The sequence below is a fragment of the uncultured Roseobacter sp. genome, assembly GCF_947491795.1.
GTDB lineage: Bacteria > Pseudomonadota > Alphaproteobacteria > Rhodobacterales > Rhodobacteraceae > Roseobacter.
The window spans coordinates 1,361,643-1,377,824 of sequence record NZ_CANLKW010000001.1; the positions used below are offsets into that span (position 1 = coordinate 1,361,643).

The 16,182-nt window shown below is 62.2% G+C and carries 15 protein-coding genes; 14 read left to right on the forward strand and 1 reads right to left on the reverse strand.

Annotation, left to right across the window (positions count from 1 at the left end):
• The first annotated feature begins 194 nt into the window (after positions 1-194).
• From Q1A34_RS06620 to Q1A34_RS06685, 14 genes are all read left to right on the forward strand, one after another.
• A complete protein-coding gene (locus Q1A34_RS06620; protein WP_300032234.1) occupies positions 195-1,082 on the forward strand; it encodes a 5-bromo-4-chloroindolyl phosphate hydrolysis family protein in 888 nt (295 codons plus the stop codon).
• A 27-nt stretch (positions 1,083-1,109) separates the two neighbouring features.
• Positions 1,110-2,306, forward strand: a complete 1,197-nt coding sequence (locus Q1A34_RS06625; protein ID WP_300032236.1) for a toxic anion resistance protein — start codon at positions 1,110-1,112, stop codon at positions 2,304-2,306.
• Between the two features lie 72 nt (positions 2,307-2,378).
• Positions 2,379-3,248: a DUF2927 domain-containing protein gene (locus Q1A34_RS06630; RefSeq protein WP_300032238.1), complete on the forward strand. Its 870-nt coding sequence runs from the start codon at positions 2,379-2,381 to the stop codon at positions 3,246-3,248.
• Between the two features lie 47 nt (positions 3,249-3,295).
• The gene (locus Q1A34_RS06635) at positions 3,296-4,408 is read left to right on the forward strand and encodes an SPFH domain-containing protein (protein WP_300032240.1); all 1,113 of its coding nucleotides are present in this window, start codon (positions 3,296-3,298) and stop codon (positions 4,406-4,408) included.
• Between the two features lie 6 nt (positions 4,409-4,414).
• The gene (locus Q1A34_RS06640) at positions 4,415-4,828 is read left to right on the forward strand and encodes a hypothetical protein (protein ID WP_300032242.1); all 414 of its coding nucleotides are present in this window, start codon (positions 4,415-4,417) and stop codon (positions 4,826-4,828) included.
• Positions 4,825-5,934, forward strand: a complete 1,110-nt coding sequence (locus Q1A34_RS06645) for a TFIIB-type zinc finger domain-containing protein (RefSeq protein WP_300032244.1) — start codon at positions 4,825-4,827, stop codon at positions 5,932-5,934. Before Q1A34_RS06640 ends, Q1A34_RS06645 begins: the two co-directional genes overlap by 4 nt.
• A complete protein-coding gene (locus Q1A34_RS06650) occupies positions 5,931-6,602 on the forward strand; it encodes a nitroreductase (RefSeq protein ID WP_300032246.1) in 672 nt (223 codons plus the stop codon). The genes Q1A34_RS06645 and Q1A34_RS06650 overlap by 4 nt, the downstream gene beginning before the upstream one ends.
• Entirely contained in the window at positions 6,599-7,045 is a 447-nt protein-coding gene (dtd, locus tag Q1A34_RS06655; RefSeq protein WP_300032248.1) for a D-aminoacyl-tRNA deacylase, read from the forward strand. Before Q1A34_RS06650 ends, dtd begins: the two co-directional genes overlap by 4 nt.
• A 42-nt stretch (positions 7,046-7,087) precedes the next feature.
• On the forward strand, positions 7,088-8,197 hold the full coding sequence (locus Q1A34_RS06660) for a DUF4147 domain-containing protein (protein WP_300032249.1): 1,110 nt from the start codon (positions 7,088-7,090) through the stop codon (positions 8,195-8,197).
• 38 nt (positions 8,198-8,235) lie between these two features.
• On the forward strand, positions 8,236-10,227 hold the full coding sequence (locus tag Q1A34_RS06665; RefSeq protein ID WP_300032250.1) for a CocE/NonD family hydrolase: 1,992 nt from the start codon (positions 8,236-8,238) through the stop codon (positions 10,225-10,227).
• 123 nt (positions 10,228-10,350) lie between these two features.
• Positions 10,351-11,946 carry an ABC transporter substrate-binding protein gene (locus tag Q1A34_RS06670; RefSeq protein ID WP_300032251.1) on the forward strand — a complete coding sequence of 532 codons (1,596 nt, stop codon included), beginning with the start codon at positions 10,351-10,353 and terminating at the stop codon, positions 11,944-11,946.
• A gap of 16 nt (positions 11,947-11,962) precedes the next feature.
• Complete coding sequence (locus Q1A34_RS06675; protein ID WP_298843496.1) at positions 11,963-12,919, forward strand: ABC transporter permease; 957 nt, start codon at positions 11,963-11,965, stop codon at positions 12,917-12,919.
• Positions 12,916-13,728, forward strand: a complete 813-nt coding sequence (locus Q1A34_RS06680; RefSeq protein WP_300032253.1) for an ABC transporter permease — start codon at positions 12,916-12,918, stop codon at positions 13,726-13,728. Before Q1A34_RS06675 ends, Q1A34_RS06680 begins: the two co-directional genes overlap by 4 nt.
• The gene (locus Q1A34_RS06685) at positions 13,725-15,362 is read left to right on the forward strand and encodes an ABC transporter ATP-binding protein (protein WP_300032255.1); all 1,638 of its coding nucleotides are present in this window, start codon (positions 13,725-13,727) and stop codon (positions 15,360-15,362) included. Before Q1A34_RS06680 ends, Q1A34_RS06685 begins: the two co-directional genes overlap by 4 nt.
• 81 nt (positions 15,363-15,443) lie before the next feature.
• On the opposite strand, the gene Q1A34_RS06690 is transcribed toward Q1A34_RS06685, so the two are convergent.
• Positions 15,444-16,088, reverse strand: a complete 645-nt coding sequence (locus tag Q1A34_RS06690) for a PEP-CTERM sorting domain-containing protein (protein WP_300032257.1) — start codon at positions 16,086-16,088, stop codon at positions 15,444-15,446.
• Positions 16,089-16,182: the final 94 nt, after the last annotated feature.

Genomic DNA, 16,182 nt, shown 5'->3' on the forward strand with positions numbered 1-16,182 from the left:
ATGGCAAAAAACGGTATAAAGGCGCAAAGCCGGATTGATAACTGGCGCGGTTGTAAATGTCCGCATATATTCGCAGAGTGTTCAGGTACGAGGGAGAGGCATGGCGCCCACGACATTTCAGAAAATCGCCTTTGTGGCCCTGCTTGCGGTCATGCTGGGTGTAACTGCCGGCCTTCTGGACGGGCTCTGAACCTATGGCCCAGCGATACGGTGGAAAATACAGCCCCGGCGGCAAAACCGAAACGAAACCGGCGCGGCCCGGCGCTTATGCAGGCGCCCGGGTAGATCCGGCCGGTGCCCGCGCAAATCTGATGTTTCTACCGGCTGTCGTGCTGCTCTTTGCGGCGGTTTTGATTGGCGGTGCGATCCCGATAGCAACAGGCGCTGCCGGTGCGGGCATCCTCAGTCTCGGGGCCTGGTTGCTGCGCGGCGGTCTGCAGGCAGAGGCCGCATGGCAGGCCCGCAAAGTCGCGCGCCGCCCTGCCGTGCCGCGAAAAATCCTCGCTGCCCTGCTGGCGGGGGCCGGTACAGGTCTCGGTGCGCTCACCCACGGCGGGGGCATTCTGGCGGCTGTGATTTTCGGCGCTGTGGTCTGCGGTCTGCACATCGCCGCTTTTGGCGTCGATCCGCTCAGCGACAAGGGTATGGAAGGCATCGACACCTTCCAGCAGGACCGGGTTGCGCGCGTGGTCGATGAGGCCGAAGCCCATCTGAGCGCCATGACCGATGCCCTGAAACGCGCGTCCGACCGCGAGGTGACCGCGCGCATGGAACAGTTCCAGGCCGCTGCCCGCCGCCTTATTGGCACGGTCGAGGATGATCCCCGGGATCTCACAGCGGCACGGAAATATCTGGGCGTTTATCTGATGGGGGCCCGCGATGCCTCGGTCAAATTTGCCGATATCTATGCCCGGTCCCGCGATGCCGGTGCGAAAAGTGACTATCTGGACCTGCTGGATGACATGGAAGAGAATTTTGCAGCACGCACCGAAACGCTGCTGCTGGATGACCAGAGCGACCTCACGGTCGAGATTGAGGTCCTGCGGGACCGCCTGAAACGCGAAGGGGTGCGCACAGAATGACGCAGCCCGCAAAGGAGAGGACCCGGAATGTCTGAGACGATACGCGAAAAAGCACAGGCCGCGCTGGCCGAGGTGGAACAGGTAACGGCGGTTGTGCTGCCCGAACCGGCAGAGGCCACCGCAATTGTCCCCCTGGCCGAGGCCGATGCGCCCGCCAGTGCCGAGATCACCCGGCGCATGGCCGAGATCGACATGGAAGACACAAACTCCATCGTCTCCTTTGGCAGCCGCGCGCAGGTCGAACTGCAGGAAATCAGCCAGGCAATGCTGGGCGGCGTGCGCAACAAGGACGTCGGCCCCGCCGGTGACAGCCTGCGCAACATCGTCTCGACCATCCGCGGTTTTTCCGTCTCGGAGCTGGACGTGCGCCGCAAGCGCAGTTTCTGGGAGAAACTGCTGGGCAAGGCCGCGCCCTTTGCGCAGTTCACCGCGAAATTTGAACAGGTCCAGGACCAGATCGACCGCATCACCGACGACCTGCTCAAACACGAGCACACATTGCTCAAAGATATCAAATCGCTCGATATCCTCTATGACAAAACGCTGCAGTTCTATGACGAGCTGGCGCTGTACATTGCTGCGGGCGAGGAAAAGCTGCGCGATCTGGATGAGAATACGATCCCGGCCAAAGCCGCAGAAGTAGATGCAGCACCCGAAGGTGATCAGGTTATGGTCGCACAGGAGTTGCGTGATCTGCGCGCCGCCCGCGACGATCTGGAACGCCGTGTGCATGATCTGAAACTGACCCGCCAGGTGACCATGCAGTCGCTGCCTTCGATCCGGCTGGTTCAGGAAAACGACAAATCACTGGTGACCAAGATCAACTCTACCCTCGTGAACACAGTGCCGCTGTGGGAAACGCAGCTGGCTCAGGCCGTGACCATCCAGCGCTCTGCCGAGGCCGCCGCTGCCGTGCGGGACGCCAATGACCTGACCAACGAGTTGCTGACCGCCAACGCCAAAAACCTGCGCGAAAGCAACAAAATCATCCGCGAGGAAATGGAACGCGGTGTTTTTGACATCGAAGCGGTCAAACAGGCCAATGCCGATCTGATCGGCACCATCGAAGAAAGCCTGCAGATCGCAGACGAAGGAAAAGCGCGCCGCGCTGCCGCCGAAACCGAGCTGCAGGAAATGGAAACCCGCCTGCGCGACACACTGGCCTCGGCCAAAGCGCGCGGCGATGGCACCGGCGACACCGCTGGCACTGCCGTTCCGGGCTGATCTGTCGTGCTGGCAGGCCTGTGGAAACCAATATCCCTGTCGCTGGCGCTCCTTGCGCTGGCGGCATGCGATATGCCACTCGCCACCAGCGCCACGCCTAAAGCCCGCCCGACGCAGGCAGCGCCCGTCGTCGCCCGGCCCACATCCCAGGAAAGCGCTGCCCTGCGCAGCTATCTCGGACAGGTCCAGACAGCCCAGCTGGGTCAGGGCCTGCTGCGGACCGATGGCGGCGGACCGGACACCCCCTTTACCGCCGACATGCTCGCGCGTAACTTTGAACAGATCGTATTTTTTAACGAATACGCCCGCGCGCTGCAGGGAAATGGCGGCGAAAGCCCCCTGCGCAAATGGACCACGCCGATCCGCATGAAGATCATCACCGGCCCCGGCCTGCCACCCTCGCAGGCACGCGGAGACGCGGAAGCAATCCGCGCCTATGCACGGCGTCTGTCCGGGATCACCGGCCACCCGATCGGCTTTTTCGGGCGCCCCAATTTTGTTGTCGTGGTCGCGTCAGAAGATGACCGCGACATGGCACTGAACGAGGCCGCGGCACAGATCCCCGGCATCTCGGCCCAGAGCCTGGATGCCCTGCGCAATCTCAACCGCGATACTTATTGCGCCGTTGCGGCCTATGCCGCCGGATCAGACCCCAATACCTACACAGCCGCTGTTGCCCTGATCCGCGCCGAAAACCCCGGGCTGCTGCGTCAGAGCTGTATCCACGAAGAACTGGCTCAGGGTCTTGGGCTGGCCAACGACAGCCGGGATGCGCGGCCTTCGATCTTTAATGATGATGACGAATTTGCCCTGCTGACCGGGCACGATGAGCTGCTGTTGAAAATGCTCTACGATGATCGGCTCACACCCGGCATGACGGCCGAAATGGCCGCACCGGTGACCCGCATCATCGCCCGTGAACTGATAACCGGGCCGCTGTAATGCCCTTCATGCATTGCATGAAAAGAAACCAACAAGGGACTGTTTAAATGGGAATTTTTGATTTTCTATCCGGTGAGTTTATCGACGTCATTCACTGGACCGACAACACCCGGGACACAATGGTCTGGCGGTTTGAACGCGAAGGTCACGAAATCAAGTATGGTGCGAAACTGACCGTTCGCGAAGGTCAGGCTGCGGTTTTTGTGCACGAAGGGCAACTGGCCGACGTGTTCACGCCCGGTCTTTATATGCTTGAAACCAACAACATGCCGGTGATGACAACTCTGCAGCATTGGGATCATGGGTTCAGAAGCCCCTTTAAATCCGAGGTGTACTTCGTCAACACCACCCGGTTCAATGATCTGAAATGGGGCACCAAAAACCCCATTATCTGCCGCGATCCGGAATTCGGGCCGGTGCGTCTGCGCGCCTTTGGCACCTACTCCATCAAGGTCGCTGATCCCGCGAAGTTCCTCGTGGAAATCGTTGGAACAGACGGCGAATTCACGATGGACGAGATCAGCTTTCAGATCCGGAACATCCTGGTGCAGGAGTTTTCGCGCACGCTGGCCCGTGCGGGCATCCCGGTGATGGACATGGCGGCCAATACCCGCGAGCTGGGACAGCTTGTGGGCCGCGAGATTGCCGCACAACTGGCAGAATATGGCCTTGCCATGCCGGAATTGTATATTGAAAACATCTCTCTGCCGCCCGCAGTTGAAGAAGTAATGGACAAGCGTTCGTCGATGGGCGTTATCGGCAACCTCAATGAGTACATGCAGTTTCAGGCGGCTGAGGCACTGGGACGCGACGGCGCAGGTGCCGCCGCCATTCAGGCAGGCCTTGGTGCGGGGCTTGGCATGCAGATCGGGCAGGCCGCAGCCCAGCAGGGCCCCTGGGGCGCACGTGCCCAGGCTTCCGCCGCCGTGCCGCCACCCCCACCGCCCGTGGAACACGTGTGGCACATCGCCGAGAACGGTCAGACAACGGGCCCCTTTTCCAAAGCTGCCCTGGGCCGCATGGCAACCGATGGCGGGCTGACGCGGGAAACCCTGGTCTGGACACCGGGCCAGGACGGCTGGATGGCCGCGGGCGATGTGATGGAACTGGCACAGCTGTTCACGGTCCTGCCACCGCCGCCTCCGCCGCCTGCGGGCTGATCTGAGATGCGCCGGACTGCCACCATATGCCTGCACTGGAGCGTGCTGATCCTGCTGATGCTGTTGCTGGCTGCGGGATCAGAGCACGCCCTGCTGTCCTGGCTTTTTGGTCTGGCCGGGCTGGCAATGTGCGCGCTGGCACTGACCGGCGGTCTGCTGAACGGTCCGGGTCCCGCACTCACCGGGGCGCTGCGCATGGCCCATCCCTGGCTGCACAGAGGCATGTATCTGTTGTTGGCGCTCTGCGCCTTGTCGGTGGTCTCTGTACAGATCGGAACGCCCCTGCCGGGCCCTGCGCCACGTGACCTGCTGATCACCCTGATGGGGGCCGGTCTGTTGCACGGTATTTTCAATCTGTGGCGCAGTTCCGCCCTTGGGGATGGCGCGCTGCGGCGCATGCTGCCGGGGGCTGTCAGATGAGTGCAACAGCAGACGCTGCGCCGGCGGCAGAGCATCATTTTCCCTGCGACACCTGTGGCGCAGACATGCGCTACGATCCCGCTGCAGGTCATCTCAGCTGTGATCACTGCGGCAATACGGAAACCATGGATCACGGGCCCTGGGCTGCCGCAAAGATCCGCGAGCTTGATTTCCGCAAGGCGGTTGGCGACGCCCTGCCCCAGGCCGAGATGGAAGAGACGCGTGTCTCCAAATGTCCCAATTGCGCGGCCGAAGTGGCCTTTGACCCGGCGGTCCACGCCACAGAATGCCCGTTCTGTGCCACCCCGGTGGTCGCCGACACCGGCACGCACCGGCATATCAAGCCGCGCGCCGTACTGCCCTTTGCTCTGGATGAACCCACCGCCCATGACGCCATGAGCGACTGGCTGGGCGGGCTGTGGTTCGCGCCAGGCGGGCTGCAGGCCTATGCCCGCAAAGGGCGGCGCATGCAGGGGATCTATGTGCCCTACTGGACATTCGATGCCGATACCGCCTCGCGCTACACCGGCGAGCGCGGCACGGTATATTACGAGACCCGCACCGTGTCGCGGAATGGCAAAACCTCTCAGGTGCGGGTTGCAAAGGTGCGCTGGCGTCCCGCATCCGGGCGCGTGGCGCGGTTTTTTGACGATGTTCTGGTGCTGGCGTCCCGCAGTCTGCCAAAAAAATTCACCGACGGTCTTGCCCCCTGGGATCTGACAGCGCTGGAGCCCTACACGCCCGAGTACCTCGCCGGTTTCCGCGCCGAAGGCTATGCAGTTCCGCTGGAAGAAGGGTTTATCGAGGCGCGCGAGGTCATGGACAAGACCATCGCCCGGGACATCCGGTTCGACATCGGCGGCGACCGCCAGCGCATCCACTCTGTGGACACCACCGTCAAAGATGTAACGTTCAAACATATTCTGCTGCCTGTCTGGCTGGCCGCTTATAAATACCGCGGCGAAACCTACCGCTTTGTGGTCAACGGCCGCACCGGCAAGGTCCAGGGCGAACGGCCCTGGTCGGCCATCAAGATCGCACTCGCTGTAATCGCAGGCGCGCTGATCGCAGCCGTGGCGGCCTATGTTTATGCACTGAACCAATGAACACGCTGGATACACTGAACACCCTGCTGCGCGAGCGTTATTCCTGCCGTGCCTTCCGGCCCGATCCGGTGCCCCGCGAAGTGATCCGGCAGATTGTCGGTGCCGCCAGGCAGGTCCCGTCCTGGTGCAACGCGCAGCCCTGGCAGGTCACCGTCACCGAAGGTGCCGCAACCGATCGGTTTCGCACGGCACTGTCCCGGGAAGTGGCTACCGGGCAGCCCGCCCCCGATCTGGACCCGCCCGAGGGATACCCGGATGTCTACGGCGCGCGCCGCCGCACCTGCGGCTGGCAGCTTTATGATGCAGTGGGCGTGCAAAAGGGCGACCGTGCAGGCTCCGCGCAGCAGATGATGCGTAACTATGCGCTCTTTGATGCGCCGCATGTGGCGATCATCACCAGCCCGCGCGTGCTTGGACCTTACGGCGCGATGGACACCGGCGGCTTTGTCACCGCCTTTACCCTGGCGGGCCGGGCCTGCGGCGTGGACACCATCGCCCAGGCGGCGATTGCCTTTTACGCCGGTTTTGTGCGCAGCCATTTTGAGATTGCGGACGACAGGCTGGTTCTCTGTGCGATTTCGTTTGGCTATGCGGACAGAGATCACCCGGCCAACAGCTTTCGCACGGAACGCGCCGGGGTCGATGAGATTGTGGAGTGGAAAGCATGAGAGCCCTTTTGCAGCGTGTCACAGAGGCGCGCGTCGACGTGGCCGGACAGACCGTCGGACAGACGGGCCCTGGCCTGCTGATCCTGGTCTGCGCCATGCCCGGCGACACTGCAGAGACAGCAGACCGTCTTGCCGCCAAAATCTCAAAGCTGCGCATTTTCCATGATGACGCGGGCAAGATGAACCTGTCCCTGGCACAGACGGGCGGTGCGGCACTTGTGGTCAGCCAGTTCACCCTGGCGGCAGATACCGCGCGCGGCAACCGGCCCGGGTTTTCCGGTGCCGCAGGTCCGCAGGAGGCCGAGGCCCTTTATCTGCATTTTGCCGACGCGCTGCGCGATCTGGGCATCGCAACCGAAACAGGCCTGTTCGGGGCCGATATGCAGGTTTACCTGGTGAACGACGGGCCTGTGACCCTGTGGCTCGACACTGAAAATCCCTGAGCACCATTGCCATCCGGGCCGATAGGCGACAAAACCTGCACCATGCAGACCAATGACCTACTTCACAGGCTTTTTCAGGCAGGCGTGCGTGCCGTGCGCGGCGACACCGCTGTCGCCAACGCCCTGGACAGCACCCCCTGCCCGGCCCCCGACCAGATCATCGCCGTCGGCAAAGCAGCAACGGCCATGGCGCGCGCCGCCGCCGCGCATTTCGGACCAGTCCCGATGCTGATCGTCACCAAATATCATCATGCCGAAGGCGCACCGCCCCACGCTGAGGTGATCGAGGCCGCGCACCCGGTGCTGGATGAGAACTCTCTGCGGGCCGGTCGCCGTCTGCGCGAAACGGTCGGCGCTATGCCCACGGGCAGCCACCTGCTGATGCTCGTCTCCGGCGGGGCCTCGGCACTGGCCGAGGATCCGGTCGATGGCATGGACCTGGACGGGCTGACCGCCCGCGCGCGTGACATGCTGGCTTCGGGGGCTGACATACACGCCATGAATGCCGCGCGCAGGAAGCTCAGCCGGGTCAAGGGCGGCGCGCTCTTTGATGACTTCTCCGGGGCGCGTGTCACCACGCTCGCGATCTCGGATGTCGAGGGAGACGCGCTTTCGGTCATCGGCTCCGGTATCGGCGATGCCCGGCCCGGCGCGCCCTTTGACTTTGTGCCCCGGATCGTGGCCAGCAACAGCATCGCGCGCGCCGCTGTCGCTGCCGAGGCCGCGCGCCAGACCATTCCTGTCATCGCCAATGACGAGACCCTTTATGACGACGTAAACTCCGTGGCGGCAAAACTGGGCGCTTACCTGCGCGACGCCGCCCCCGGCCTGCACCTCTTTGGCGGTGAGCCGACGGTCGTGCTGCCTGAAAATCCGGGCCAGGGCGGGCGCAACCAGGCGCTGGGTCTGCTGCTGGCGCGTGAAACTGCTGGCACCGCCGGTCTGGGCATTCTTGTTGCAGGCACCGATGGCACGGACGGACCGACAGACGCCGCCGGGGCTGTGGTCAGCGGGCAGACCTGGGCGGCCAGTGGCCAGGACGCGCTGGATCGCGCCGATGCCGGCCCCTGGCTTGCAGACCGGGACGCTCTGCTGAAAACCGGGCCCACAGGCACCAATGTCATGGATCTCGTGATCGCTGTGAAAGCCTGACGCTTGACAGAATCTGTACCCGGCGCAAACGTCGCCCCATGACTTCTGCCAATATCCTGCGTGAGATCGAGGAACTGCCCGACATGGGCATCACGCTGTCAGACGGGTGCCGGTTGTCTGCCAGGGTCTGGCGGCCCAAGGATGCAGGCACCGATCCGGTCCCGGCCATCCTCGAATACCTTCCCTATCGCAAACGCGACGGCACCTGCGCCCGCGACGCGCTGACCCACCCCTGGTTTGCCGCGCGCGGCTATGCCTGCATCCGGGTCGATATGCGCGGCAATGGCGACAGCGAGGGCCTGATGGAAGATGAATACACCCCGCAGGAACTCAGCGACGCGGTCGAGGTGATCAACTGGCTTGCGGCCCAGGACTGGTGCTCTGGCACGGTTGGCATGATGGGGATCAGCTGGGGCGGCTTTAACGGGCTGCAGGTCGCGGCCCTGGCACCCGAACCGCTCAAGGCGGTGATCACGCTGTGCTCGACAGTGGACAGGTTCGCGGACGATATCCACTACAAGGGCGGCTGCCTGCTGAACGAAAATCTGGGCTGGGGCGCCACCATGTGGGCCTATTCCTCGCGCTCGCCCGATCCGGCCCTGCGCGATGACTGGCGGGACCTGTGGCTGAAACGGCTGGAGAATGAGCCCTTTCTGCCCTCTGTCTGGCTGCGCCATCAGAACCGGGATGCCTACTGGCAGCATGGCTCTGTCTGCGAAAACTACGGCGCCATCAAAGCAAAAGTGCTGGCCATCGGCGGCTGGGGGGATGCGTATAAGAACGCCGTCCCGCAGATTGTCCAGAACCTGCCCGGTGCCAAAGGGATCGTCGGCCCCTGGGTGCACAAATACCCGCATTTCGCCGTGCCCGAGCCGCGCATCGGGTTTCTGCAGGAAGCACTGCGCTGGTGGGACAACTGGCTCAAGGACTTTGACACCGGTGTGGCGGATGATCCGGATTACCGTGCCTATCTGATGGACGGCGTCCGGCCAGCACGCTGGTATACCGAACGGCCAGGCCGCTGGATCGCGGAACAGGACGGCGCGGTGGCCCATATCCCCTACCGCACGCTTTATCTGACGCGCACGGGTCTGTCCGACGGCCCCGGGCGTCTGACAGCAACGGTGCGCTCCCCCCAGGACTGCGGCGCAGAGGCAGGGGAATACTGCGCTATCTGGCTGGGCCCGGAAATGCCCGGTGATCAGCGCGGCGATGACGCGCGCTCACTCTGTTTCGACAGCGCACCGCTGGAGGTGGACACCGACATTCTGGGCGCGCCTGTCGTGCGCCTTTCGCTCGCAGCAGACACGCCCCAGGCACAGATCGCGGTACGTCTGAACCAGATACACCCCGACGGCGCCAGCACGCGGATCACCTATGGCGTGCTGAACCTCAGCCACAGAAACAGCGCGGAAACCCCCGAACCGCTGACCCCGGGCGAGATCGTCGATGTGGAGCTGAAACTGGACCAGATCGCCTGGCGCATGCCCGCCGGGCACAAACTGCGGCTGGCCATCTCGACAACCTACTGGCCGCTGCTCTGGCCCGCGCCGGAGGACGCAGAGCTGACCCTGACCAAAGGCGCGCTGCATCTGCCGGTGCGCCGGACCGCGAAAAAGGACGAATACGGATTTCTGCCGCCCACGGCCGCCGACCCCTGGGAAACCGAAACCCTGCGCGAGGCCACAAGCAGCCGCCGGCGCGAGGTGGATATGGTCACAGGCACCGTGCATCTGCACATCGAGGACGATTTTGGCATGGTACGCGATGCGGATCACGGGCTCATTGCGGGTTCGGTCGCGCGCGAGACCTGGAGCATTCACCCCGATGATCCGCTTTCGGCCCGGGGCCGGTGCCACTGGACCGAGGAAATGCAGCGCGGCGATATCCGGCTGCGCACGGAAACCACCTGCGAGATGTGGTCGGACGCTGACAGCTTTTTCCTCACAGCGCGCGTCGAGGCCTGGGAGAACGACAAACAGGTCTATGAGCGGGACCATTCTGACCAGATTGCCCGGGTCTGCCTGTGAAAGTGGACTCATGAATAATCACTCTTAGCCCTTGCGACACTGTCTGAAATGCGCAAGCCTGTACCCATAACTGAAAACCAACAAAAAATGCGTCAAAAACGCTGTTCCAACCGGGAGAAACCAATGAACGATCAACTCAAACACCTCAGTGAACGTGTGACCAAAGGTCTGATGACACGCCGCGAATTCGTCGGCCGCGCGGCGGCACTCGGCGTGACGGCAGCCGTTGCCAACTCGATGCTGGCCACTGCTGCCAAAGCCGCAGGCCCCGTGCGCGGTGGCACCATCAAGCTCGGCGCATCCGGCGGCGAGAGCACGAACACACAGGATCCGGCACTGACCGCCTCCGAGGTACCGCTCTACAACCTGCGCCACTGGGGTGAGACGCTGGTGGACGTCGGGGCCGACGGCAACCTTGAAATGCGCATGGCCGAGAGCGTCGAAGGCTCGTCAGATGCCAAGCAGTGGGTCTTTAAGATCCGCAAGGGCATCCCCTTCTCCAACGGCAAGGACATGACACCCGAAGACGTCATGCTGACCATGCAGCGCCACTCCAACGAAGACAGCCAGTCCGGCGCTCTGGGCATCATGCGCGGTATCGAAAGCATGAAGGTTGACGGCGACAACTTCATCGTTGATCTCAGCACCGGCAACGCCGACCTGCCCTATCTGATGGCCGACTATCACCTGATGATCCAGCCCGGCGGCGGCATGGACGATCCGGCAGCAGGCATCGGCACAGGCCCCTATACCATCGAATTTGATGAACCCGGCGTGCGCCACGGCTTTAAACGTCGCGATGACTACTGGGATGCGGACAACCGCGGCTTTGCCGAATTCTCCGAACAGCTGGTGCTGAACGACGCCACAGCGCGGACAGCCGCCCTGCAATCGGGCCAGGTGCATATGATCAACCGCGTTGATCCCAAAGTGGCCAGCCTGCTGGACCGCGCGCCCAGCCTCAGCGTGAAATCCACAGCCGGTCGCGGCCACTATGTCTTTATCATGCATGTGGACACAGCGCCCTTTGACAGCAACGAACTGCGTCTGGCGCTGAAATACGCGATCAACCGTCAGGAAATGGTCGACAAAATCCTGCGCGGCTACGGCTCCATCGGCAACGACTTCCCGATCAACGCAGGCTACCCGCTCTTTGACAACACCATCGAGCAGCGCGACTACGATGCGGCCAAAGCGGCAGAGCACTACAAGAAATCCGGCCATGACGGCTCGCCGATCATTCTGCGCACCGCAGACGGTGCCTTCCCCGGTGCGGTGGATGCCGCAGCGCTCTTCCAGCAGTCGGCACAGGCTGCCGGTATTCCGCTGGAAATCAAGCGTGAACCCAATGACGGCTACTGGTCCGAAGTGTGGAACGTACAGCCCTTCTGTGCCTCCTACTGGGGCGGTCGCCCTGTGCAGGACCAGATGTATTCGACAGCCTATCTGTCGACCGCAGACTGGAACGACACACGCTTCAAGGTGCCGGCATTCGACGACATGCTGCTCCAGGCCCGCGCCGAGATCGACGAAGTCAAGCGCAAGGAGATCTACTCAAAAATGGCCGTCATGCTGCGTGACGAAGGCGGCCTGATCCTGCCGATGTTCAACGACTTTGTGGGCGCGATTGCACAGAACGTCGGCGGCTGGGTAGACGATCCCAACGGCCCGCTGATGAACAACAAGGCCCCGATCAAGTGCTGGCTGACGGACGCGTAAGGCGCGGATCCAGCAGATGCACCCGATCCTCAAACTGGTTGCCCAGCGCTTAGCGCTGGGCTTCCTGCTGCTCATCGCGGCCTCGGTTCTCATCTTTGCCGGCACCTCTATCCTGCCCGGCGACGTTGCTCAGCAGATCCTCGGCCAGTCCGCAACACCCGAAGCGCTGGAAAACCTGCGCCGCGAACTCGGGCTGAACGAACCAGCCCTGTCACGATATTTCTCCTGGCTCGGAGGCATTCTCCAGGGCGATCTCGGCACCGCGCTTACCAATGGCCGCGACATCGCCGAAAGCCTGGGCACCCGCCTCGCCAACACACTCTTTCTTGCTTTCTGGGCGGCTCTGATCTCTGTCCCGCTGGCAATTTTCCTCGGCCTGCTCGCCGTCCGCTACAAGGACCGCTGGCCCGACAAACTGATCTCCGGCGTCACGCTGACCACGATCTCGATCCCGGAATTTATGATCGGCTACGTTCTGATCTACTGGATTTCCATCAAGTTCGGCTGGTTCTCTTCGGTGGCCATCATCAACGACAGTATGACGCTGGGCCAGAAACTCAACGCCATTGCCATCCCGGTCATGGTGCTGACCCTCGTAGTGCTCGCCCATATGATGCGCATGACCCGTGCCGCGATCCTCAATGTGATGCAGTCGGCCTATATCGAAACGGCCGAGCTCAAAGGCATGCCAATGCTCAGGATCATCCGCAAACACGCCTTTCCGAACGCCATCGCGCCCATTGTGAATGTGGTCATGATCAACCTTGCCTACCTTGTGGTGGGTGTCGTGGTGGTCGAGGTGGTCTTTGCCTATCCGGGCATGGGGCAGTACCTGGTTGACCACGTGGCCAAACGGGACATCCCTGTGGTGCAGGCCTGCGGTCTGATCTTTGCGGCTGTCTATATCGGTCTGAATCTCGTCGCGGACATCGTGTCGATCCTTGCAAATCCAAGGCTGAGGCATCCGAAATGAGAATACCCATCGCAGCCCTCGTGGGCCTTTTCTTCACCTGTCTGTTCTTTGCCATGGCCATCTTTGCGCCCTTCATTGCGCCTTATGGCATGGCCGAGGTTGTGGGCGATGTCTGGGAGCCGCCGTCAGAGCAGTTCCGGCTCGGCACCGACAGCATTGGCCGTGATCTGCTCAGCCGCATGATCTATGGCGGGCAGACCACCATCTTTATCGCCACTGCCGCCACAGCACTCAGCTTTATCACAGGCTCCGTCCTGGGCTTTTTCGCAGCCGTCTCCGGGGGCTGGATTGACCAGGCCATCTCGCGCTTTGTCGATCTGATCATGTCGATCCCCTCGCTGATTTTTGCGCTGGTGGTGCTCTCGGTGATGCCGACGACCATTACCATCCTGATCGTCCTGATGGGTCTGCTGGACAGCACCCGCGTCTACCGTCTGGCCCGCGCGGTCGCGGTGGATATCACCGTGATGGACTATGTCGAGGCCGCGCGCCTGCGGGGCGAGAAAACCACCTGGATCATCTTTCGGGAAATCCTGCCCAATGCCCTGTCGCCGCTGGTGGCTGAAATGGGGCTGCGGTTCATCTTTGCGGTGCTCTTTGTCTCTACCCTGTCGTTCCTGGGTCTCGGCGTTCAGCCGCCACAGGCGGACTGGGGCGGCATCGTGAAAGAGAACAAGGAAGGCATCAACTATGGCATCTCGGCAGCGCTTTATCCTGCCTATGCCATCGCTGTGCTCTGCATCTCGATCAACCTGGTGGCCGACTGGATCCTGAACCGGACCACATCGCTGAAAGGAGGCCGGGGATGACCGAACCACTTCTCAAAGTCCGCGGGCTCAAGATCGGCGCGACGATCTATCCCCCCGGCGAAAAAGCTCGCGACATCGAAATCGTGCATGGTGTGGATTTCGATCTCGAACCGGGCAAGGTGCTGGGTCTCATCGGCGAATCCGGAGCGGGTAAATCCACCATTGGTCTCGCCTCAATGGCCTATGGCCGGGGCGGCGTGGAAATCACCGGCGGCTCGGTCGAGGTCAATGGCCGCGATGTGCTGCAGTCGGGCATCCGCGACATCCGCCGTCTGCGCGGGGCAGAGGTGACCTATGTGTCCCAGTCCGCTGCTGCCTCGTTCAACCCGGCCAAAAAGATCATGGAGCAGGTGACAGAGGCCGCCATTCTCCAGGGCAAGTTCACCAGGGCCGAGGCCGAGCAGCGCGCCGTGACGCTTTTTGCGAAACTGGGCCTGCCCGATCCGGAGAACATCGGCCAGCGCTACCCGCACCAGGTCTCCGGCGGGCAGCTTCAGCGCTGCATGACCGCGCTGGCGCTTTGTCCGGAACCTGATCTGGTGGTCTTTGACGAGCCGACAACGGCGCTGGATGTGACGACACAGATCGACGTGCTGGCCGCCATCAAGGAAGCCATCCGCGACACCGGTGTGGCCGCCCTCTATATCACCCACGACCTCGCGGTTGTGGCCCAGGTCAGCGACCACATCATGGTGCTGCGCATGGGCGATATGGTGGAATACGGCACCGTGGATCAGATCATCAACCAGCCGCGCGAAGACTATACCCGCGCCCTTGTATCGGTCCGCTCCATCGAGCATGAGGAAAAGCAGCCCTCGCCCGATCCGGTGCTGAAGGTCAAAGGCATCACCGCCCGCTACAAGGGCACCAATTTCGACGTTCTGAAAGACGTGAATGTCGAGCTGCACCGGGGTCAGACCCTGGCGGTTGTGGGCGAATCCGGCTCTGGTAAATCCACGCTGGCACGGGTGATCACCGGGCTGCTGCCCCCCTCCGCGGGCAGTATCACCTTTGACGGGCGCGCCCTGACACCGGACATGCCCTCCCGGCCTATTGATGATCTGCGCGAACTGCAGATGATCTATCAGATGGCCGATACGGCGATGAACCCGCGCCAGACCGTCGGCACCATCATCGGCAGACCGCTGGAGTTCTATTTCGGCCTCAGGGGTGCAGAAAAACAAAAGCGCATTCAGGAGCTGCTGGACGAGATCGAACTGGGAGAGGGGTTCCAGGACCGCTATCCGGCAGAGCTCTCGGGGGGGCAGAAACAGCGCGTGTGCATCGCGCGTGCGCTGGCGGCCAAACCCAAGCTGATCATCTGTGACGAGGTGACATCAGCGCTCGATCCGCTGGTGGCGGATGGCATCCTGAAACTGCTGCTCGATCTGCAGAAAATCGAGGATGTGGCCTATCTCTTTATCACGCACGATCTGGCAACGGTGCGCGCCATCGCGGACAGTATCGCGGTGATGTTCCAGGGAGAGGTCGTCCGCTACGGGCCGAAATCACAGGTGCTGAGCCCGCCCTTTGACGACTATACCGACCTGCTGCTCAGCTCCGTGCCCGAGATGCGGCTTGGCTGGCTGGAAGAAGTCATCGCCAACCGCAAGATGGAGAGCGCGGGCAACTGACACAGGCCCGCCCTGCGCCTGGCTGAAAAAAAGCCCCCGCGCTCAGCGCGGGGGCTTTTCCGTTCCCTTCACCCGGGCGTTTCAGGACCGGCGGCGACCGATCAGAAGCAACCCGCCAAGCCCCAGCAGCAGCAGCGGGAAGGAGGCCGGAACCGGTACCGCAGTGATCGACGGGGCATCAGCCGTGGTTACGTTGTCCACGCCGAACACATCATTATCCAGGGCCAGGAAATCAATCTGACTGAAGGCTGTGTCCGACAGAATTCCAAAAAAGCTCAGCGTGTTGTCATCCGTCGATGGCGGGCTGATCACCTCCCCCAGCACACCGATCTGGGTGCGCAGAAAGTCATCATTAAAGTTGAAGAAGTCAGCGCCAAAGGCAAAGACCGGATCCTCGAATGCGATCGACGCATTGGATCCGTCTAACGTAAAAATATTGAGGGCGTTACTCCCGTTGCCGTCCACTTCGGGAAAGACAGGCGGTGTGTCCACCTTGTTGTACATGCCCGACCCGTTGTCATCCGCGGAAATCGTCAGCTTGCCGATTGTGGCCGAACTGGCGCCGAACGGGATATCCGCATCGGGGCCCTCGAAATCCTCGGTTTCCACCGTGCCGCTCAGCGCGGCTTCAAACAGCGCACGGTCCGTGAACACGCTGAGTGTCGCCGCCGAGGCATATCCGCAGGTCAGTGTCAGCGCGAGCGCTGTTGTAACAGTCTTCATCATACCACCTCTCTTCAGGTTATTACCAACCCACGGTAATACGACTCGCTGCACTGCCGCGAACCAGAAATTCTATTTATGCGGGAATTTGCCTGGC

Bases quoted from the DNA above. Each gene is read 5' to 3' on its own strand.
- Q1A34_RS06665 (WP_300032250.1), top strand. From the start codon at position 8,236: ATGACTTCTGCCAATATCCTGCGTGAGATCGAGGAACTGCCCGACATG.
- Q1A34_RS06620 (WP_300032234.1), top strand. From the start codon at position 195: ATGGCCCAGCGATACGGTGGAAAATACAGCCCCGGCGGCAAAACCGAA.
- Q1A34_RS06685 (WP_300032255.1), top strand. From the start codon at position 13,725: ATGACCGAACCACTTCTCAAAGTCCGCGGGCTCAAGATCGGCGCGACG.
- Q1A34_RS06690 (WP_300032257.1), bottom strand. From the start codon at position 16,088: ATGATGAAGACTGTTACAACAGCGCTCGCGCTGACACTGACCTGCGGA.
- Q1A34_RS06645 (WP_300032244.1), top strand. From the start codon at position 4,825: ATGAGTGCAACAGCAGACGCTGCGCCGGCGGCAGAGCATCATTTTCCC.
- dtd (WP_300032248.1), top strand. From the start codon at position 6,599: ATGAGAGCCCTTTTGCAGCGTGTCACAGAGGCGCGCGTCGACGTGGCC.
- Q1A34_RS06640 (WP_300032242.1), top strand. From the start codon at position 4,415: ATGCGCCGGACTGCCACCATATGCCTGCACTGGAGCGTGCTGATCCTG.
- Q1A34_RS06630 (WP_300032238.1), top strand. From the start codon at position 2,379: ATGCCACTCGCCACCAGCGCCACGCCTAAAGCCCGCCCGACGCAGGCA.
- Q1A34_RS06625 (WP_300032236.1), top strand. From the start codon at position 1,110: ATGTCTGAGACGATACGCGAAAAAGCACAGGCCGCGCTGGCCGAGGTG.
- Q1A34_RS06670 (WP_300032251.1), top strand. From the start codon at position 10,351: ATGAACGATCAACTCAAACACCTCAGTGAACGTGTGACCAAAGGTCTG.
- Q1A34_RS06680 (WP_300032253.1), top strand. From the start codon at position 12,916: ATGAGAATACCCATCGCAGCCCTCGTGGGCCTTTTCTTCACCTGTCTG.
- Q1A34_RS06650 (WP_300032246.1), top strand. From the start codon at position 5,931: ATGAACACGCTGGATACACTGAACACCCTGCTGCGCGAGCGTTATTCC.
- Q1A34_RS06660 (WP_300032249.1), top strand. From the start codon at position 7,088: ATGCAGACCAATGACCTACTTCACAGGCTTTTTCAGGCAGGCGTGCGT.
- Q1A34_RS06635 (WP_300032240.1), top strand. From the start codon at position 3,296: ATGGGAATTTTTGATTTTCTATCCGGTGAGTTTATCGACGTCATTCAC.
- Q1A34_RS06675 (WP_298843496.1), top strand. From the start codon at position 11,963: ATGCACCCGATCCTCAAACTGGTTGCCCAGCGCTTAGCGCTGGGCTTC.